Origin of the sequence: Alienimonas californiensis, from assembly GCF_007743815.1 — a bacterium.
In the GTDB taxonomy this organism is placed as follows: domain Bacteria; phylum Planctomycetota; class Planctomycetia; order Planctomycetales; family Planctomycetaceae; genus Alienimonas; species Alienimonas californiensis.
Window position 1 is genome coordinate 659,189 of sequence record NZ_CP036265.1, and the last position, 17,868, is coordinate 677,056.

Sequence of the window (17,868 nt, forward strand, 5' to 3'; positions counted from 1 at the left end):
GTCACTCCGCCGGCGGCCGGGCGAACCGGGCGCACCACCCGAGCCCGGCCAGCAGCACGGCCAGCAGCACCCCGCCGGCCAGCGAGAGTTCGAGCACGAGGAACCCCGCCCCGACCCACCACGGCCCCCCGACCCGTCCCAAGTCCACGCCGTAATAGGCCGCCAGCCCCACGGTTCCCGCGGCCCCGAACAGCATCACGCCGCAGGCCCCGACGATCCAGAGGAACGCCGGCGTCTCGGCCGACAGCACGATCCCCACGACGACGAACGCCAACACCGGGCCCCACCCGACGAGCACGAGTTCCAGCGGCCACGCGGGCGACCCCGGCCCGATCGGCCCGCCGTTGGAAAGCAGCAGGACGAACATCGCGGCCGCGATCGACAGCCCGGGGACGCACGCCGCCGCGACGGGGCGGCGGACGACGAAGGCGGTGGCGGGGTCGTCGTCGGGTTCGGCCGTCACGCCGTCATCCTAACGCCGCCGCCCCGGCGTACGGGCGACTCAATCCGCCCTGCCGGGCTCCAGCGTTCTTAGGTAGGCGGCTGCCTGACGTTGCTTCTCCAGCTCGGCCAGACCGAGGGCCGTCCGGTTCTCCGCCCACGGGAGGCCGCAGGTCCGGTGCGGGTCGGCGCCGGCGTCGATGAGGACCTTCAACGCCTTCACGTTGTTATTCCGGGCGGCGATCATCAGGGCGGTGAGCGGCTCGCCGGGCGGTCCGTCGACCACGGCGCCGGCGTCGACGAGTCCCCTCACGGTCTCCGGCGTCCCGCCGCCGACGGCGAACTTCAGCGCCGTCATCTCGTCCGCCGCGCGGACGGCGTTGACGTCCGCCCCGGCGTCGAGCAGCAGCGCCGCGACCTTCTCCCCCTTCTTCCCGCCGCAGGAGCAGGCCTGCATCAGGGGCGTCATGTCGTGCGCCCCGGGCCGGTTCACGTCGGCACCGGACCGGATCAGCAACTCGGTCGCTCGTTTCGCGCCCGCACCGGCCGCGGAGCAGAGGGCGGTCGACTGGGAGTACCCCGCGACGCCGTCGACGGCGACGCCGTCGGCGAGCAGGGCGTTAATCGCGGCCAGGTCCGAGTTCGCCGCGGCGATGCCGAGCGCGTCCTGCGGGGAGTCGGCGCGGACGCCGTGGAACTCGGAGCGTGTCGGGTCGACCACGTTCGCTGACTTTCTCGAAAGGAGCGCTTACCGCCCCGCGTGCAGCACGCCGCTACCGAGCAGCGTGGCGATGTGGGCCGTCAGCAGCGGGCCGGGGGCACTGGGGCGGTCGGCGGAGAGGCGGGTCGTCAGACTCACCGGGCTCGTGCCGCCGGGGCCGAGGGAAGCGAGGTGATCCAGCAGCACGGTGCGGTCGCCGCTCATCATCAGGTGGACCCAGGCCCAACTTTCGGCGTAGTCCTGCCGGGAGAGGGCGGCGAAGTCGTCCATCGCCTCCAGCCGGGCCAGATCCGGCCGCCAGCCGCCCGCCACGGCCCGGGCCAGCAACTCCGGATAATCGCCGTTCACGGCGCCGGGGGTCGGCGTTTCGAAATACTCTGCCAAGCCCTCGTCCAGCCACAGCGGGACGCCGGGCAGGCTGGCGTGCAGCAGGCCGTGGACCGTCTCGTGCCGCAGGTCCTCGGCGGTGCGGTCGCCGAGATAGGTGTAGACGTGCAGGGCCGTGCCCGTCCCCACAAAGTAGGCCCGCCGCGGCGGCAGGCCGGGGTGCCGGTACTCGAGGAACCGGCGGTAGGCCGGTTCGTCGGCGAACAGGAAGACGGTCACGTCCTTCGTCGCCTCCGGCAGGGCGAGGGCTTTCGTCACGTCCGCCCGCAGTCGGCGGAGGTCGGCGATCAACGGGTCGTCCGCGGACAGTTCCGAATCGCTTTTGACGATCAGGTTCTCCACCCGCACGGAGTGCCGCCCCGGCGTCGGCGGGCCGGTCAGCGGGGCGAGCCCGGCGGAGCCCAGCCCCGGCGCCGCGTCCGTCCCGCCGGTGAGGCTCGCGCAGCCGCTGGCGAGGACCGCGAAGCACAGCGCCCCCGCCGCCGTGAGGAACGGCCGCACGGCGCCGAATCGATCGGCGGTCCGGGGGCGAACGTGCATCAGGCGGCCCGCTGCCAGAGGAGGGCGGGGGCGGCGGGAGGGTCGAACGCCGGGACCGGCGCCGCCTCGTCGCGGCCGGCGGGCCGCAGGTCGACGGGGTTCGCCAACATGACGGCGCCGTCCTCGTCGAGCTGAAAGTCCTCGGCCCGCGGTCCGTCGAGCGTGTACCCGCAGGCCCGCAGCCGTTCGCAGAGCCGGCCGGCGGCCCGGCGCTGCTCCGGGGTGGCTTCCAAGGGACGACCGGCGGCGAGGGCCAGCGTGCCGGCGTGGCGTTCCTGCCGGCAGACCAGCGGCTCGGCGATCGGAACCCCCCGCCGCCGAAGCGCGTGGCCGACCTCCCAGCCGAACCGCACCGCCTCCGGCGACCGCCGTACGAGCCGCACCGCCCGGTCCCCGATCCGGGGCGGAGCCTGCGTGGCCGAGCGGTCCTCGGTCGCGGCGAGCAGCCGGGCGGCCTCCTCGTCGGTCAGTTCGGCGACGCAGCGGGTCTCGGCGTCGAGCATCCGCATGCCCCGGCAGCCCCGCCGCCAGTGGCGGTCCCGGCGGGCGTGCCGCTGCCGCGATTCGGCCTCCCGCACGCTCTCCACCCGCGTCGCCCACTCCCGCCAGTCGCCCAGCAGCGCCGCGGGGTCGAGGCCCGTCGCCGCCCCCAGCGCCGCCCGATGAGCCGCGAGGAACCGCAGGCGGTCGGCGGGGGCGCTCTCGCCGGCCACGCCGTGGGCCAGCATCCCCAGCGACGCCGCGATCCGTCCCCGCCGGCCCGGCCAGCGGCGACGGACGTGCAGCGGGGAGAGGTCGATCAGCGTCGGCTCCGGTTCGTCCGCCGCGAGAGCGAAGCCGCCGTCGGCGGTCGGTTCCAGCCCCCGTAGGAACAGGTTGCCCGGGTGCAGATCGCCCGGGAACAGCCCCGCGGCGTGCAGTTTGGCGACGGCCTCGGCGACGGCGAAGGTCACCCTCCGCCGCACCTCCGGGGCGAGCCGGTCCGCGGCGGCGAGCGCCGCCGGCAACGGCACGGCGGGTTCGACGGAGGCGGTGATCAACGCCCGGGCCGGGCCGCGTCCGCCGCGGGGGCCGGCGTCGAAGCCGTCGAACTCCAGCGGCTCTGCATTCCAGGCGAACCGACCGGCCAGCAGCGGGGCGGCGGTCGCCACCCCCGCGGCGGCGACACGCGCCGCGGCCTGAGCCTCACGCAACGGCCGCCCCGGATCGAGCAGCGCCCGCACGCCCCCGCCCCGCCCGCCGGCGGCGATTTTCAGAAACGCGATCCGGTCGTTCCCGTCCGGCCCCGGCTCCAACCGCAGCCGCCAGACGGTGCGGTACCGCGACCGCTTCACGGCCTCCAGGCGTCCCTCCTCCCGCCAACGCTCCAGCGGCGGGCCGGCCGGGCCGAGCAGCACGTCTTCCCACCCCGGCGCCGCCCGCCACAGGCCCGTCACGCCCGGGACCGGCCGCAACCCGTCCGTGGGGCCGGCGGGAGGCGGCTGGGCGGGCATGAGGCGGGGGAACGGCGGGGCGATGAACGCGAGTCGGCGGGCGGGGCCGCCCGGACGTCAGATCAACGCAATCCTCACACAGCGTCGCCCGAATCGACAAGGGCGGTTCGCCGCGGGGCCGCCCCGCCGGCCCGGGTGTCGGCGGCGGAACGCCGCCTACAGTCCCTCATGCCCCCTCCCCCCGCCCCCGCCGCCGGACCGATCGCCGCCGGAGGAATCGCCGTGGTGGGCGCCGGGATCGCGGGGCTGAGTTGCGCCCGTGCGCTGCACGCCGCGGGGCGGACCGTGACCGTGTTCGACAAGGGCCGCAGCGTCGGCGGGCGGGCCTGCACCCGGCGGGAGGAGCCGGACGCCGGCGCCGTCCTGCCGTTCGATCACGGGGCGCAGTACTTCACCGTCAAGGACGAACGATTCGCCCGGGTCGTGGAGCGTTGGCGGGACGAGGGCGTCGTCGCCCCCTGGACCGGCCGCGTCGCCGCGGTGGAGGGCGACACGTTTGCGGTGAAGCATACGCCCGGCCTGATGGTCGGCGTGCCGGGAATGAACGCCCTGCCCCGCCGCCTCGCCGAGGGCCTGTCCGTGCATTCCGACCGCCGCGTGACGGCGCTGGAACGAACCGGTGCCGGCTGGACGCTGCGGTTCGACGAGGGGCCGCCGGCCGGGCCGTTCGAGCAGGTTCTCGTCACCGCCCCGGCGCCGCAGACGGCGGCGCTACTGACCGGGCACGCCCACTTCACGCCGGCGGTGCGACGGGCGGAGCATCAGGCCTGCTGGGCCGCCCTGCTGGCCTTCGACGCCGCCCCCGCCCTGCCCTTCGACGGCGCCTTCCTGAACGACGACCGCCTGCCGGACGGCTCCCCGAACCCGCTGGCCTGGGCGGCCCGAGAGACTTCCAAACCCGGCCGGCCGCCCACGCCGGAGCGGTGGACGTTGCATGCCAAGGCCGACTGGTCCGACGCCCACGCCGACCGTCCGCCCGCGGCGGTCTTGCCGGAGATGGTCGCCGCGTTCACGGCCCTCGTGCGTCAGGCGACCGGCGAAACGCTGCCGGCGCCGACGTTTCAAACCGCCCACCGCTGGCGGTTCGCCCACGTGAAAAACGCGGCGCCGGCCGAGGGGGCCGGCGAATGCCTGTACGACTCCGCCGCCGGGCTGGGGGCGGCGGGGGATTGGCGCCTGGGCGGCCGGATCGAGGGGGCGTTCCTGTCCGGCCTGGCGCTGGCGGAGCGGGCGGCGCCCTGACGGCCCGCGGCTCCGCGGCGGCCCCGCTGAGCTTCAATGACTGCGGGCCGTTTCCGTATCGGGACGCCGGGGCCGACCCCGCGGGGGCGTTCTCCGGGGGGGGGCGGTGAGACGCCCCCGCACGATGCGCGTTTAATTCCCCGAGCGACGGAATCGGCGGCCCGCTAACGTCTTCCTCGTCAATACGGCCGGGCCGGCGGATCGCCGCCGAGCCGACGCCGAACGCCGCCGCGTACGAGCGGGCGGCGCATTTTCCAGTTCCCCGTTGAGGAGTCCATGATGAGAAGCGCTCATCGCTTGTTAATCGCCGCCGCCGCGACGCTGGCGCTGACGTTCGCCGCCCCGTCCGCCCCCGCCCAGTTCGGCTACTACGGCTACGGCTCGCCCTACGGCTTCGGGTACGACGCCTCATACGGCTACAACCCCGGCGGCTTCGGCTACGGCTTCGGCAACTACGGCTATAACAACTACGGATACGGCGACCGGGGATACTACGGCAACGGGAACTACAGCCTCGGCGACTACTACGGCGACGACTACCGGGACTACGCCGACGACTATTACGGGTCGTATTACGACCGCGGCGAAGACTACGGCGAGTGGGCGGAGTACGGCGAGTACTACGACGACGACTACCGCTTCGGCGATTACGAGCGCGGCTACGGCAACTACGCCTACGACTCCTATTACAGCAACGACGCCTTTGATAACGACGGCCTGTTCGACGAGTGGTACGACGACGACGCGCTCGAAGACCTGGCGGAGGAACGTCGCGAACTGCAGGAGGAACGCCTTGAACTGCGGGAGGAACGCCGCGAGGCCGTCGAAGAGAGGCTGGACGACTGAACCGCCCGCCCCCGCCGTCAATCGCTCATCTCACCGTACGAAAGGATCACTCATGAAGACTCGCAACCTCACCCTGACCGCCGCCGCGCTGGCCCTTGCCGTCGGCGCCGCTCCCCTCCTGACCGCACAGGAGCGGCCGACCCGTCGGCAAGCCGCCGATCGCAGCCAGCCTCAAGCCGGCGAACGGCTTCAAACCGGCGAACGGATGCGGGACGGCAAAGGGAAGCCGACGGATCGCGGCACGCCGCAACACGCCGCCGTGCTGAAGCCGACCGGATTTATCAGCGTCGGCGCCGACTATGACGGCGACGGCCGCATCGACGCCGTGGAAACGATTTACGCCCTCGACTACGTCGCCGCCCGCGACGCCAGCCGCCAGCGGATGGACCGCGCCAGCCAGCGCCCCCGGAAAGTCGACGGCGAACTGACGAACCTGAGAAAGATCGAACTGTCCGGCTACGGCGGCCCGCACATGGTCGGCCGCGTGCGGACCGATCGCGGCACCGTCGCCAAGGTGGACTTCGGCCCCGCGGCCCAGGTCGAGGAACTCAAGCTGACCGAGGGCGATCGCGTCGACGTTGAAGGCCGACGCGGTCGCATTAACGACCGCGCCATGCTGCTGGCCTCCAAGGTGTCCAGCGACGGCAACACCGTGCAGATCGACCGTCCGAAGCCCTCCGGCCTCCGCCGCGTCAAAGGCGAAATTACCGGCCTGAAGAACGTCCGGTTCCGCGGCTTCGGCGATCAGTCCGTCATCGCCGATATGCGGCTGGTCAGTGGCCGCGAAGTGACCGTCAACCTCGGGGAGAAGACCAAGCTGGCCCCGTTGACCCTCGAGCAGGGCGACGAGATCTCCCTCATCGCCCGCCCCGGGTCCCTCAACGACGAGCCCGCCCTGATCGCCACCCTCGTCTACGCCGACGGCCAGACCGCCGACGTCGACGCCCGCGGCGAACGCGAGCGGAACAATATGAACCGCGACGACCAAAGCCGCAACAACGTCGAGCGCGGCAATGCGAACCGGAACCGCGGCAACGCGCTGCGTCCCCGGAACTGAGCGATTCGCCCGCCGTCCCGCGACGGTGACGCCTTCGCCTGCGGCCCCGGCCTCACCGCCGGGGCCGCATTCTTATGCACTCATGTCAAACGAACGACGCGCCACGGCCCGCGGCGCTACCGCGTCCACTTGAACCACGCGCCGAGGGCCTTTTTCGCCGTCGGCGTGAGCCGGCCGCGGTTATAGGCGTCGCCCAGCTTGCGGACCGCCTCCGCCTGCGTGGGATAGGGATAAATCGTCGCAGCGAATTTCGACAGCCCGATTCCGTGCGTCATCGCCAGGCTGAATTGAGAGATCAGCTCGCCGGCGGAGTCGCTCACGACCGTGGCGCCGACGATTTCATCGGTCCCCTTTTTGAGATGCACCCGGGCGAAGCCGGGCGGTTCGCCGTGCGGGCTTTCTAAGATCGCCCGATCCACCTCCGCGAAGGGCTGCTCCAGGGTGTCGATCTCGACGCCCTGCTCCCTGGCCCGCTGCGGCGTCAGGCCGACGTGGGCCAGTTCCGGGGACGTATAGGTGCACCAGGGGATGACCAGCTCACTCGCCTTCGCCCCGCCGATTAGCGGGACCCGGGGGGCGACGGCCGTGCGAATGAGGGTGCGGGCGAGAAAGTCCGCGGCGTGCGTGAACTTGAGTTTGCTGCACACGTCCCCTGCGGCGTAAATCTTCGGGTTCGAGGTTTGCAGCGAATCGTTCACCGAGACGCCGGTCTTCAGATCGTATTCAACCCCCGCGGCCTCCAGCCCCAGGCCGTCCACGTTCGGCTGACGGCCGACCCCGACGAGAATTTCCGCCGCCGTCACGCTCCCGCCGCCCTTGAAATGCACCGTTTTGCCGTCGGCCGTCGCTGCGACGCGGTCGGCCTCGGTCTCGGTGCGCACCTGCACGCCGTCGCGTGCCAGCGCCGCCTGCACGACCGCGGCGGCGTCGGGGTCGTCGTGGGAGAGGATTCGCGGCCCGCGTTCGAGCAGCGTGACCTTTGTGCCGAAGCGGGCGAAGCACTGGGCGAGTTCGCTGCCGATCGGCCCGCCGCCCAGCACGATCAGGCTCTCCGGCAGCTCCGTAAGGCTGAAGACAGTTTCGTTGTCGAGGTAACCGGCCTCTTTTAATCCGTCGATCGGTGGGGCGGCGGCCCGGGCGCCGGTGCAGATCGCGGCCTTGGCGAAGGTGAGTTCGCGAGCGGCGCCGTCGTCCCCGACCACCGTGAGGGAATCGGCCCCGGTGAAGGTCGCGTCCCCAATATAAACGTCCGCCCCGTAGTGATCGCGAAACTTGACGGCACTGTCGGCCGGGCTGATGCCGGCCCGGAGGGATCGCAGCCGCTCCATCACCTTCGGAAAGTCAACCGTATATCTGTCCACGTTCACCCCGTAGCCGGCCGCGTCCCGCACCTCCGCGACGCAGCGGGCGCTGCGGATCAAGGCTTTGCTGGGCACGCAGCCGACGTTCAGGCAATCCCCGCCCATCAGGCTGCGTTCGATCAGCGCCGTTTTCGCTCCCAGCGACGCGGCGATCCCCGCCGTCACCAGTCCGGCGGTGCCGGCCCCGACGATCACCACGTTATAGGGACCGTCCGGCGTGGGGTTCGTCCAGTCCGTCGGGTGCACCCGGCTTTGCAGCAGGCGATTGTGCTCGTCGAGCGGCTGGAGAGCGGCGAGGTCGGACATGGCGGCGGCTTTTCATCGAACAGGAGACGAACGACCGGAACGATCAGTCCGCGGCCGCGGCCGGCTCGGCGCGAAACTTCTTCAATGCGAACCGCGCCGCCCAGGGGAACGCCGCCAGCAGCGCGAACGCGACGATCGGCCCCGGCCAGAGCAACTGAAAGGGGTTCTGCTCCGCAATCTCCCGCACCCCCGGCAGCTGCGAGCCGGCGAAAATGAACACCGCCGTGCCGGGCAGCATCCCGAGTTGGCTGACCCACCAGTACGTCCAGGTCCGAATCGGCGTCAGCCCCATGCCGACGTTAATTAGCCAGAACGGCACCGCCGGGATCAGTCGGAGGGTGAACAGATAAAACGGCCCCTCGCGTTTGAGGCTTTCGTCGAACTTCGCCACCCGGTCCGGAAAGCGCCGGCGGATCGTGTCGCCGAGGAGGAACCGGCTGGCCAGGAACGCCAGCGTGGCCCCGCTCGTGGAGGCGAAGGAGACGGTGAGCACGCCCGCCGCCAAGCCCGTCCACGGGCCGTAGACTAGCCGGAAATACCAGCCGATCGCCAGCGTCAGGAACGCCGCGGCCGGCAGGCTGACGGCGGTCGCGGCAGTGTACCCCGCCCACACGGCCAGCGGCGTCAGCACGGGGCGCTCCCGCCCCCACTCCACCAGGGACGCCTGCTGCGCCTCGACGGCGGCGGCGAGGCCGTCTTTGTCGAGCCGGTCGCCGTATTGAACGAAGACGAACCCCACGAAGGCCGCCAGCCCCGCCGCCAGCGCCAGTTTGATGAACGCCCGGCTTCGGTTCCCCGCCGCAGGCGACGCGGCCGGGGCGGGCTGGGCGGCAGTCGGGGCGGCGTCGTCCATCAGGCGCCCGCGGCGTCGACGATCGCCCCGGTACAGCCGCTGCCGGCACCGGCCGTGCAGCCGAAACAGTGCGGGCCGGTGACGATCGGGCGGTTCAAGACTCTGTCCAACAACTCCGCCGCCGGGGCGTCGTGGACGTTGCGGGGACGCGGGCCGGCCGCGTCGGCGTTCGCCAGCGGCAGGGACAGCATCTGATTGAAGTCGCAGTCGGACAGGGCGCCGTCCCAGTTCACGCTGAGGGTCGTGCGGCACATCAATCCGGCGACGGCGGCGGGATTGAAGGCGGCCGTCAGCTTCTCCATGTACGTCCCGTATTTCCCCGTCTCCAGCAGATGGTCGAGGTACCGGGCGATCGGCATGTTCGTGATCGTAAACAGCCGGGTGAATTGCACCCCGAAATCCTCCGCCAGCCGGGTTTTATAATCCGCTTCGAGTTTGCCCTGCGGCGGCGGCAACGAGGGACCGACCGGGTTATAGACCAGCGTGAGCGGCAGCGCCGGGTCGGAGCCGTAGCCGAGGCCGTTCAGCAGTCGCAGCGCCTTGACGCTCTTCATAAACGCCCCGTCGCCCCGCTGGGCGTCGCAGTTCTCCGCGGTGTAGCAGGGCAGCGAGGCGACGATCTCCACGCCTTGTTGGGCGAGGAACACGGGGAGGTCTTTATAGCCCTTCGCGGTGAGGATCGTGAGGTTGCAGCGATCGATGACGTGCCGGCCGAGGTCGCGGGCGGTTCGCACCATCCGGCGGAACTGCGGGTTCATCTCCGGCGCCCCGCCGGTCAGGTCCAGCGTGCCGGCGCCGGAAACCTTCAATAACTCCAACACCGCGTCGGCGGTGGCGGCGGACATGTTCTCCGCCTTGCGGTCCGGTCCGGCGTCCACGTGACAGTGGGCGCAGGTCATATTGCACAACTTGCCGACGTTGACCTGCAACGTGTCCAGCGCCGCCGCGGCCAGCGACGGCAGCTCGGCGGCGGCGAGAGCGGCGTTGAAGTCCGCCGCCGGGCCGGGCGGGCGGGCGTCGGCCCCGTCGTCGACCCCGCGGGGCGGCGGTCCGGAGAGCACCCGCAACTGGGCGGCGGGGTCCGCCAACGCATGACCGCGGCGGAACAGCGTTTTCACCCGGGGCGGCGGCTGAACCAAGGAACACGCGACGAAGGGGGGATCGGAGCGAGTCACCCTATCCCGGCAGGCGTGTCGGTCAACGACGGGCTCGCCCCGGCGGGGCGCGCGGGCGAAGCGAACGTCGCCGGTCGCTAGACTGCGGGGGCTCGCCCCGCCCCGTTCGTTCCTCCGTCGCCCCGTCGCCGTGTCGCCGTTCGATTTCCTGCCGGTCCTGGCTCAACACGGCCCAGCGGTCGAAGGGGCTGGCAGTTGGCCCCTGCTGATCTTCTACCTGTGCCTGGCGATCGGGTTCAGCTTTCTGTGCAGCGTCGCCGAGGCGGTGCTGCTGTCGGTCACGCCCAGCTATATCGCCCAACTGCGGGACCGGGAGGCGCGGGGCGCGGAAACGCTGACCCGTTTGAAGAAGAACGTGGACCGCCCGTTGGCGGCGATCCTCAGTTTGAACACGATCGCCCACACCTTCGGAGCCGCCGGCGTGGGGGCGGAAGCGGCCGCCATCTTCGGCGACGCCTACGTCGCGGCCATCTCAGCGATCCTCACCCTGATGATCCTGGTCCTGTCGGAGATCATCCCCAAGACTATCGGCGCCACCTACTGGCGGGCGTTGGCCCCCACGATGGGGACGTTCGTCAGTTGGCTGATCTGGGCGATGTATCCGCTGGTGCTGCTGTCGGACGGGCTGGCCAAGCTGATCTCCCCGCAGGGCACGCACGGGGTCGTGACCCGGGAGGAAATCGCCGCGATGGCCACGCTCGGCGCCCAGAGCGGCAACCTCGAGAAGTCCGAGAGCCGCATCTTCGCCAACCTGCTGCGGTTCCGCGAACTGACCGTCGCGGACGTGATGACGCCTCGCACCGTCGTGATCGCCTTCCCCCAGGACCTCACCGCGGAAGAGCTGTTCGAGCGCAACCCGGAGATCCCCGTCTCCCGGTTGCCGATCTATAAAGACAAGCTGGACGAGGTGACGGGATTCGTGCACCGGAACGACCTGCTGCTGGCCCGGGCCCGGGGCGAGGGGGGCAAACGTCTGTCCGAGTTCCGCCGCGACCTGACCACGGTGCGGGACGAGGCGACGCTGACGGAACTGTCCGATCTGCTGCTGGGCGGCGGGTCGCACATCGCCGCGGTGACCGACCGCTTCGGCGGGCTGGACGGGGTCGTCACCCTGGAGGACCTGATCGAAACGCTGCTGGGCTTGGAGATCGTGGACGAACACGACGCCGCCCCGGACATGCAGAAGCTCGCCCGCCGCAAGTGGGAGCAGCGGGCCAAACGGCTGGGCATCGTGCTGCCGGACGACGCCCCGGCGAGAGCCGCCGCGGCGCCCGGCAAGCCGACCGTGGAGGACTCCTCTGCGAGACAGTCCTCCCCGGAAGACTCGCTCGCCGAGGACGCCCTCGTCGAACCGTAGCCGCTCTGAACCCATTCCCCCCCTCTCCCCCGTGGGGGAGAGGGGTGAGAACGCAGAGCTCAAACCGCGACCCAGTTGCCCCGCCATTCGCCGTTGTCCCAGCGGAACTGGGCCCGGCGGTGACCGGCGTGGTGGAGGTGCAGCCAGTCCAGCGCGTCGATCGTGGTTCGCAGCGCCGCGAAGTGGGCGCGGCCGGGTTCGCTCTCCGCCGTCGTGGGGTCCCGCTTCCGTACGGGGGCGGGCAGGTTCGGCTCCGGCGAATCCGTCGGGACGCCGGGCACATGCGGGGCGAGATAGCAGCGCCGGGCCGACGGCTTGGTGGCCGTCCAGGCGGCGTCGACCAGCGGGCCGTCCGTCAGCACCCGGGCGGTTCCGCTGGCCCGCACCTGCAAGCGGGCCTGCGGATCGTAGAACGTCCAGGCGACCCGGGGATTGGCCCGAATTTCGGCGACCTTCGGCCCCAGCGCATCGGTGTGACAGCCGAGCGTGCCGCCCCCGACGTCCTCCCCGGCGTCGCCCCCGAGGGACCGATCCGGCCCCCGCCGGGCGAAACGCAGCACGACCTTGCGGACGGACGGCTCCAGGCCGTGCGGCCCCGTGCGGATCGTCGCCAGCATGGGGAGGTGGAAGGCAGGTTGAGAGCGGTCCGCCGCGTCGCTCAATCGCTCCCACAGGTCCGCGACGATCCGATCCAGATCGTCGGTCGGCACCTCGCTGTCGGAGGGATACGCGGTCCCGTCCGGGGCGGGCTTCTGGTCGTCCGTGTTCGCCATCTCCTCCGATCTTACCCACCGGAGACCGCCCGTCCCATCGCCTCTCCAGCGTCGCCCTGCCTCAGCAGCGCCTGTCCCCGCCTCAGCGGGGAACGCCTTGAGGATCGCGAGCCCGGCGGCTCACATCATCCCGCCGGCGTCGTAGCGGTCCGGCGCAGCGATGGTCGGGGTCGGCGGGGGCGGCGCCTCCTCGGCGAATCCGCCGCCCAGCAGGTCGAACAGCCCCACCGCCGCCAGCGCCGCCACGATCAGCCCCGCCGCGGCGGTGAGAATCGGCTCCCAGGAGAGCGCCACCGGCCGCCCGCCCGGCGGCGTCGGCTCGATCGGCGCTCGGGGCGCCAGCACGTGGGGCGGCGGCAGGCGGCGCCCCACGTCCGCGGCGATCGCCGCGGCCTCCGCCGCGTGGATCGTGCCTCCGCAGGCCCGCCCCGCGTCCAGCAGCCACCCGGCCAGCGCCGCGGCCCCGACCGTCACCCCGCGAGCCTCCAGGCGTTCCCGCAGCCGCTCCCGGGCGGCGTCGAGCCGACGACGGAACGTGCCGAACGGCACCCCCAACTCCGCCGCCGCCTCCTTCTGGGTGCGGCCCCGCAGGTGGCAGAGCACCACGGCCCCCCGCTCCGCCGGCGGCAGGGCGGCGAGTTCCTCCTCGAGGGCGTCCAGTTCCTCGTTCCGCTCCGCCCGCTCCCGCGGGGCGGCGGCGGTCGGGGAGGCCGGTGAGGTCGGGTCGAACGGCGAACCGAACCGCTCCCGGGCGACGATCCGCTCCCGGCGGCGGCGGGCGACGTCGCTGCGTTTGGCCTGCAACGTCGCGTTCACCGCCACCCGGTACAGCCACCCGCCCAGCGAGCGGTCCGGCCCCATGCGGTCCGCCAGCTTGGCGGCGTTGCGGGCCAATGAGAGGAAGGTTGCCTGCAACGCGTCGTCGGCGTCCGCGGCGCCGCCCGGCCCGTGGACCGTGCGACGCCCCGCCCCCGCCACCAGCGGCCCGTACCGTTCGACCAGTTCCGCGAACGCCGCCTCGTCCCGACGCTCCGCGAACCGCACCAGCAGCGCCCGATCGGAGAGTTCGGCGAGGGCCGGCTCGTAATCCGGCCTGCGGGAACCGGGCGGCCGGGCGGCGGGGGCGGCGATCATCGGCGGTTCTCCAAGCTCCGGGCTGCGAAGACGGTCGCCAGCGTAACGTCGCCGGCACCCCCGGGCGCTCACCGAATCCCGTAACCTGCTGGAACGCAATCGCTTTCCGCAGCGGGTCGTTTTGGTCGAAACCCGCAGGCCGGTCAGAACCAGCGGGCGACCGCGACGGCCCCGGCGACCAGCAGCCCGCCGACCGCCAGCGCCGCCGCGGCGAACGCCCCCCCGCCGGCCGCCGCCGACGCGGTTCCGACCTCGGCCCGGGCTCCGCGGAGCGTGAGCAACCCGTCGCTCCACTCCGCGAAGGCCGCATCGTGGGCCGCGTCGTCGGCGGTGAGGCGGTAGGCGGTGCGGTCGGCCTTCCGCTTCGCCCGTTCGTCGTCCCGGGCCAGACCACGGAGCACGTCCCATTCGCCGGTCGTGCGGTTCTTCGCCCGCACCCGAAACCGAAACACCTGCACCCAGCCCGGCCGCTGCACCGCGATGAGTTCCAACTCCTCCACCTCGGCGCTGCGGCCGTAGTGATCGCTCGCCTCGAGCCACGCCCGCAGATCGTGCTCGAGAAACTTATTGCCGATCAGGGGCATGTTTGAGGGCGGAAGGCCGAAGGGGACGGCGGAGGGGACGGTCCCGGCGGGGCTCCTTCCGCCCTCCGCCGTCTCACTTCCGCCCTAAATATGACACGCGCTGCGGCCGCTCTTTTCGAAGTACCGCTGGTGGTACTCCTCGGCCCGGTAGAAGGTCTCCGCGGGCACGATCTGAGTGGCGACGGGCCGCGGCAGCGTGCCGGACTCGTTCAGGCCGCGTTTCCACTCCTCCGCGGCAGCCTGCTGCTCCGGGGAGTGGGTGAAGATCGCGCTGCGGTACTGGCTGCCCACGTCCGGCCCCTGCCGGTTCACCTGCGTCGGGTCGTGCAGTTCGCGGAACTGCCCCAGGAGCTGTTCGAACGACACCCTCGCCGGGTCGAACGTGACTTCGACGGCCTCGGCGTGGCCGGTGTCGCGGTAGCAGACGTCCTCGTAGGAGGGGTTCTGGGTGTGCCCGCCGATGTACCCGGAGACGGCGTCGAGCACGCCGGGGGTCTTCCGAAAGGTGTCCTCGACGCCCCAGAAACACCCGGCGGCGAAGGTGGCGATTTCGGTGTCGTGCGAGGGGGTCGCGGTCATGAGCAGCCTTTCGTCTGGAGATACGGTCCGTCGGCCAAGGCGAATCATAACCGGCGCCGAGAGCAGCGAGCTTTGCAATCCGCGAACTGCGGGCGGCCGCCGGACGGACGCGGGGCCGGGGGGCGAACCCGCGGCGGGCTGCCGGTGTCGGACGCGACGTTGACAGCGCCGCCCCGCGGGGTGAGACTGTCCGACCGGCCCGACCGCCCGTTTGCCGAACCGCAAGGTTCAGCATCAGGCGGCCGGGTTACGTCCCGCGAGGGACCCGTCCCCGTAGCTCAGCTGGATAGAGCGTCGGTTTCCGGAGCCGAAGGTCAGAGGTTCGAATCCTCTCGGGGATACTGTCGTCAGTCGTTGTCAAAGACGCGTTTGCGTCGACCAGCCCGCCGGGGCTGAGCGGTCGGTTCGGATCGTTGAAGCGGGCGGACGTCAGCCCTTGTCGCCATGGCGGTAGTCCCGGGGGGAGCAGCCCACGCTCTTGCGGAACGCGGCGGACAGGTAGGCGGCGGAGCGGTAGCCGGCTCGGGCGGCGATCTCCCCGATCGGCAGTTCCGTTTCCCGCAGCAGGCGCCGGACGCGGTTCAGCCGCACCCGCGCGATCTCCTCGTGCGGGGTGCGGCCGAGAATCGCCCGGAACCGATCCTCCAGCGACCGGCGGGAGACCGGCACGGCCCGGAGCACGTCCGCGACGTTGATTCCCGAACTCGCCCGCTGGCGGATGAACTGCACCGCCGCGGCGACGTCCCGGTCGGCGATGGCGAGGACGTCCGTGGATTGCCGCGTCGCCACGCCCACCGGCTGCATAAACACCGGGGCCGGATCGACGCGCCGTCCGGACATGAGATCATCCAGCCGGGACGCGGCCTCGTAGCCGGTGCGGCGGGTGTCGGGGATCACGCTGGAGAGGGGCGGCGTGGCGAGTTCGCACAGCAGCCAGTCGTCGTCCACGCCGATCACCGCCGCCTCCTCGGGCACCGACACGCCGACCTCCCGACACACGTCCAACAACCACTGGGCCTGAATGTCGTAGCAGGCCATCACGCCCACGGGCTTGGGCAACGCCGTCAACCAGGCGCCCAGTCGTTCCCGCTCCTGCGACCAGGAACGCTCCGAGTCCCCGTCCGGCGCCCCGTCGTACAGGGCGCAGGGAAGCTCGGCCTCGGCGGCAAGCGCCGCGAAGGCGTCGCGACGCTCCGCCGACCAGCGAAACCGCGACACCCCGCAGAACGCCAGCGAGGCGAAGCCGCGGTCGGTCAGGTGCTCGAACGCCGCCCGGGCGATCGCGGGGTTGTCCGTCTCCACGCAGGGGGCCTCCGGCAGATGGCGGCCGGAACTGACGTCGACCACCGGCGTCCCGCTGCGGGCCAGGGCCTCCGCCACCGCGGGGGACTCCACCCGGGCCACGATCCCGTCGCCGCCCCACCGCTCGATCCACTCCGGCGGCAGGGCCCCGCGTTCCTGCTCCGGCAGATAGGTCGACCAGGCCTCGTGCTCCTGCTGCCAGGCGTTAATTCCCGCCAGTAAACCGCGGGCGTAGGAGTTGGACGTCTCGATCAGCAGGGCGACGGAGCGGCGGCGAAACGGCATGGTCGGGGGGACATCGCGAGGGTTCCGGTCGTCTTTCGACTCGCGCCAGGTTTGCGCAATCTCGAAAAACATCTGCGCAATGTCGCATTGCCTGCATCTGATGCAAGGCCATACTTCACTGTTCCATCCCTTCCCCCAAGTCCTTCGCTCGAAGGCGCCCCGGAGTTCTTCCTCATGTCAGTGTCCCATACCAGGCGTCGGTCTGGCTTCACGCTCATCGAACTGCTGGTGGTCATCGCGATCATCGCGATCCTCGTCAGTCTGCTGCTCCCCGCCGTCCAGCAGGCCCGCGAAGCCGCCCGCCGCAGCCAGTGTCAGAACAACCTGAAGAATATCGGGCTCGCCTGCCATAACTACCTCAGCACGTACAAGGTCTTCCCGTCGGCCGGCGCTCAGGTGAATAACGAGGCCTACAGCCCGCAGCTGATGATCCTGCCGTACCTCGACCAGACGGCGCTGTGGAACCAGATCAGCAAACCGTACGACAATAATCAGGACGGCAACATCGATCCCGCCGACCCGCTCGAACGGCCCTTCGGGCGGACCCATTACGACGGCGCCTACACGCGCTTTCGCATCCAGATTCCGACGTACCTCTGCCCGTCGGACACCGCCCCGCTCGACCCTGGCAGCATCGCCGACACGAACTACGGCCTGTGCGCCGGCGACAACTCCGGCGGCGCCGGCGAGTTCAACCCCAATGACCCGACGAACCGTGGCATGTTCGTGATCCGGCAGTACTTCGGCGTCGAAGGCGCGCGGGACGGGACGGTGAATACGCTCCTGTTCGCGGAAATGGGTCGCTACCAAAACAACGGGAACTACCAGGCCCGGTGCATGAAGGACGTGAGCGCGCTGACCCCCGGGAGCGGCAACAACTACGGCTACACCAACCCCAGCGCGTGCGTCACGGCTGCGGCGGACCCGGCCAACCCCGGCCTCTACCCGAGCACCGCCAACCTCGACGCCCGCGGGCACGCCTACACGGACGGCGGCGGTCTGCACGCCAGCGGTTTCAATACGATCCTGCCGCCGAACGGCCCGAGCTGCTCTCACGACGGCTCCCCCTGGAACGACTCGATCATGTCCGCCGGGAGCTATCACACCGGGATCGTCCAGGCCGTGATGGTCGACGGCTCGGTGAAGAGCATCTCCGAGACGATTGACTCGAAGACCCAGGGAATGTCCGAAGCCGCCGTGATCCGCGGTCGCAGCCCGTACGGCGTCTGGGGCGCCCTCGGCACCCGTGACGCCGGCGAAGCCATCAGCGGCGACGCGTTCTGAGCCGCACGTCAGGTCGAGGCGACGAAACCCTCCGCGGCGCGGCCGCGGGGGGTTTTTTCTTGGCTGAGTCACGGCGGCAGGCGCCCGCGACATGAAATGAAGCAGCCGCCGGAGAAGGCTCCGACGGCCGCGACGCGTTCACCGGGTC

Annotated in this window: 17 protein-coding genes and 1 tRNA gene; 6 read left to right on the plus strand and 12 right to left on the minus strand. The window is 71.3% G+C overall.

Going from position 1 to position 17,868, the window contains the following annotated elements; translation table 11 throughout:
* Nucleotide 1: 1 nt before the first annotated feature.
* The 4 genes from CA12_RS02595 to CA12_RS02610 are packed head-to-tail and all read right to left on the minus strand — an operon-like array spanning nt 2 to nt 3,582.
* Entirely contained in the window at nt 2–463 is a 462-nt protein-coding gene (locus tag CA12_RS02595; protein ID WP_145357300.1) for a hypothetical protein, read from the minus strand.
* Between the two features lie 39 nt (nt 464–502).
* Nucleotides 503–1,162, minus strand: a complete 660-nt coding sequence (locus tag CA12_RS02600; RefSeq protein ID WP_145357302.1) for an ankyrin repeat domain-containing protein — start codon at nt 1,160–1,162, stop codon at nt 503–505.
* Nucleotides 1,163–1,189: 27 nt separating this feature from the next.
* The gene (locus tag CA12_RS02605; protein WP_145357304.1) at nt 1,190–2,089 is read right to left on the minus strand and encodes a DUF1570 domain-containing protein; all 900 of its coding nucleotides are present in this window, start codon (nt 2,087–2,089) and stop codon (nt 1,190–1,192) included.
* Complete coding sequence (locus tag CA12_RS02610; RefSeq protein ID WP_145357306.1) at nt 2,089–3,582, minus strand: lipopolysaccharide kinase InaA family protein; 1,494 nt, start codon at nt 3,580–3,582, stop codon at nt 2,089–2,091. Before CA12_RS02610 ends, CA12_RS02605 begins: the two co-directional genes overlap by 1 nt.
* Before the next feature lie 168 nt (nt 3,583–3,750).
* Here CA12_RS02610 and CA12_RS02615 point away from each other — a divergent pair, with 168 nt between their 5' ends.
* The 3 genes from CA12_RS02615 (at nt 3,751) to CA12_RS02625 (ending at nt 6,727) form a co-directional block, all read left to right on the plus strand.
* Nucleotides 3,751–4,824, plus strand: coding sequence for an NAD(P)/FAD-dependent oxidoreductase (locus CA12_RS02615; RefSeq protein ID WP_145357308.1), 1,074 nt, complete (start codon nt 3,751–3,753; stop codon nt 4,822–4,824).
* 297 nt (nt 4,825–5,121) lie between these two features.
* Entirely contained in the window at nt 5,122–5,670 is a 549-nt protein-coding gene (locus CA12_RS02620) for a hypothetical protein (protein ID WP_145357310.1), read from the plus strand.
* 52 nt (nt 5,671–5,722) lie between these two features.
* Entirely contained in the window at nt 5,723–6,727 is a 1,005-nt protein-coding gene (locus CA12_RS02625) for a hypothetical protein (RefSeq protein ID WP_145357312.1), read from the plus strand.
* Between the two features lie 116 nt (nt 6,728–6,843).
* Here the strand turns inward: CA12_RS02625 and CA12_RS02630 are convergent, their stop codons facing one another.
* From CA12_RS02630 to arsS, 3 genes are read right to left on the minus strand one after another with little or no spacing between them, the layout of a single operon-like run.
* A complete protein-coding gene (locus tag CA12_RS02630; RefSeq protein ID WP_145357313.1) occupies nt 6,844–8,394 on the minus strand; it encodes a mercuric reductase in 1,551 nt (516 codons plus the stop codon).
* A 43-nt stretch (nt 8,395–8,437) separates the two neighbouring features.
* The gene (locus CA12_RS02635; protein WP_145357315.1) at nt 8,438–9,247 is read right to left on the minus strand and encodes a TVP38/TMEM64 family protein; all 810 of its coding nucleotides are present in this window, start codon (nt 9,245–9,247) and stop codon (nt 8,438–8,440) included.
* Entirely contained in the window at nt 9,247–10,386 is a 1,140-nt protein-coding gene (gene arsS / locus CA12_RS02640) for an arsenosugar biosynthesis radical SAM (seleno)protein ArsS (RefSeq protein ID WP_242688106.1), read from the minus strand. The genes CA12_RS02635 and arsS overlap by 1 nt, the downstream gene beginning before the upstream one ends.
* A 166-nt stretch (nt 10,387–10,552) precedes the next feature.
* Between arsS and CA12_RS02645 the strand changes: the two genes are divergently transcribed.
* Nucleotides 10,553–11,779, plus strand: coding sequence for a CNNM domain-containing protein (locus CA12_RS02645; RefSeq protein WP_207622116.1), 1,227 nt, complete (start codon nt 10,553–10,555; stop codon nt 11,777–11,779).
* Nucleotides 11,780–11,838: 59 nt separating this feature from the next.
* On the opposite strand, the gene CA12_RS02650 is transcribed toward CA12_RS02645, so the two are convergent.
* The 4 genes from CA12_RS02650 to msrA all read right to left on the minus strand — a co-directional run bounded on the left by CA12_RS02650 (nt 11,839) and on the right by msrA (nt 14,849).
* Nucleotides 11,839–12,552: a pyridoxamine 5'-phosphate oxidase family protein gene (locus CA12_RS02650; RefSeq protein ID WP_145357317.1), complete on the minus strand. Its 714-nt coding sequence runs from the start codon at nt 12,550–12,552 to the stop codon at nt 11,839–11,841.
* Nucleotides 12,553–12,672: 120 nt separating this feature from the next.
* Nucleotides 12,673–13,686, minus strand: coding sequence for an RNA polymerase sigma factor (locus CA12_RS02655; protein WP_145357319.1), 1,014 nt, complete (start codon nt 13,684–13,686; stop codon nt 12,673–12,675).
* A 143-nt stretch (nt 13,687–13,829) separates the two neighbouring features.
* A complete protein-coding gene (locus CA12_RS02660; protein WP_145357322.1) occupies nt 13,830–14,270 on the minus strand; it encodes a hypothetical protein in 441 nt (146 codons plus the stop codon).
* Nucleotides 14,271–14,354: 84 nt separating this feature from the next.
* Nucleotides 14,355–14,849, minus strand: a complete 495-nt coding sequence (gene msrA / locus CA12_RS02665; RefSeq protein WP_145357324.1) for a peptide-methionine (S)-S-oxide reductase MsrA — start codon at nt 14,847–14,849, stop codon at nt 14,355–14,357.
* 267 nt (nt 14,850–15,116) lie between these two features.
* Here msrA and CA12_RS02670 point away from each other — a divergent pair.
* A tRNA-Arg gene (locus CA12_RS02670) sits at nt 15,117–15,190 on the plus strand.
* A gap of 88 nt (nt 15,191–15,278) precedes the next feature.
* Here CA12_RS02670 and CA12_RS02675 read toward each other — a convergent pair.
* On the minus strand, nt 15,279–16,436 hold the full coding sequence (locus CA12_RS02675; RefSeq protein WP_145357326.1) for a XylR family transcriptional regulator: 1,158 nt from the start codon (nt 16,434–16,436) through the stop codon (nt 15,279–15,281).
* A gap of 174 nt (nt 16,437–16,610) precedes the next feature.
* Here CA12_RS02675 and CA12_RS02680 point away from each other — a divergent pair, with 174 nt between their 5' ends.
* On the plus strand, nt 16,611–17,720 hold the full coding sequence (locus tag CA12_RS02680; RefSeq protein WP_145361262.1) for a DUF1559 domain-containing protein: 1,110 nt from the start codon (nt 16,611–16,613) through the stop codon (nt 17,718–17,720).
* Nucleotides 17,721–17,868 lie beyond the last annotated feature (148 nt).

What these genes read in the sequence shown, in the direction of transcription:
- CA12_RS02605 (WP_145357304.1), bottom strand. Translation starts at nt 2,089, where the DNA reads ATGCACGTTCGCCCCCGGACCGCCGATCGATTCGGCGCCGTGCGGCCG.
- CA12_RS02610 (WP_145357306.1), bottom strand. Translation starts at nt 3,582, where the DNA reads ATGCCCGCCCAGCCGCCTCCCGCCGGCCCCACGGACGGGTTGCGGCCG.
- CA12_RS02615 (WP_145357308.1), top strand. Translation starts at nt 3,751, where the DNA reads ATGCCCCCTCCCCCCGCCCCCGCCGCCGGACCGATCGCCGCCGGAGGA.
- CA12_RS02625 (WP_145357312.1), top strand. Translation starts at nt 5,723, where the DNA reads ATGAAGACTCGCAACCTCACCCTGACCGCCGCCGCGCTGGCCCTTGCC.
- CA12_RS02630 (WP_145357313.1), bottom strand. Translation starts at nt 8,394, where the DNA reads ATGTCCGACCTCGCCGCTCTCCAGCCGCTCGACGAGCACAATCGCCTG.
- CA12_RS02635 (WP_145357315.1), bottom strand. Translation starts at nt 9,247, where the DNA reads ATGGACGACGCCGCCCCGACTGCCGCCCAGCCCGCCCCGGCCGCGTCG.
- CA12_RS02650 (WP_145357317.1), bottom strand. Translation starts at nt 12,552, where the DNA reads ATGGCGAACACGGACGACCAGAAGCCCGCCCCGGACGGGACCGCGTAT.
- CA12_RS02655 (WP_145357319.1), bottom strand. Translation starts at nt 13,686, where the DNA reads ATGATCGCCGCCCCCGCCGCCCGGCCGCCCGGTTCCCGCAGGCCGGAT.
- CA12_RS02660 (WP_145357322.1), bottom strand. Translation starts at nt 14,270, where the DNA reads ATGCCCCTGATCGGCAATAAGTTTCTCGAGCACGATCTGCGGGCGTGG.
- msrA (WP_145357324.1), bottom strand. Translation starts at nt 14,849, where the DNA reads ATGACCGCGACCCCCTCGCACGACACCGAAATCGCCACCTTCGCCGCC.
- CA12_RS02675 (WP_145357326.1), bottom strand. Translation starts at nt 16,436, where the DNA reads ATGCCGTTTCGCCGCCGCTCCGTCGCCCTGCTGATCGAGACGTCCAAC.
- CA12_RS02680 (WP_145361262.1), top strand. Translation starts at nt 16,611, where the DNA reads ATGTCAGTGTCCCATACCAGGCGTCGGTCTGGCTTCACGCTCATCGAA.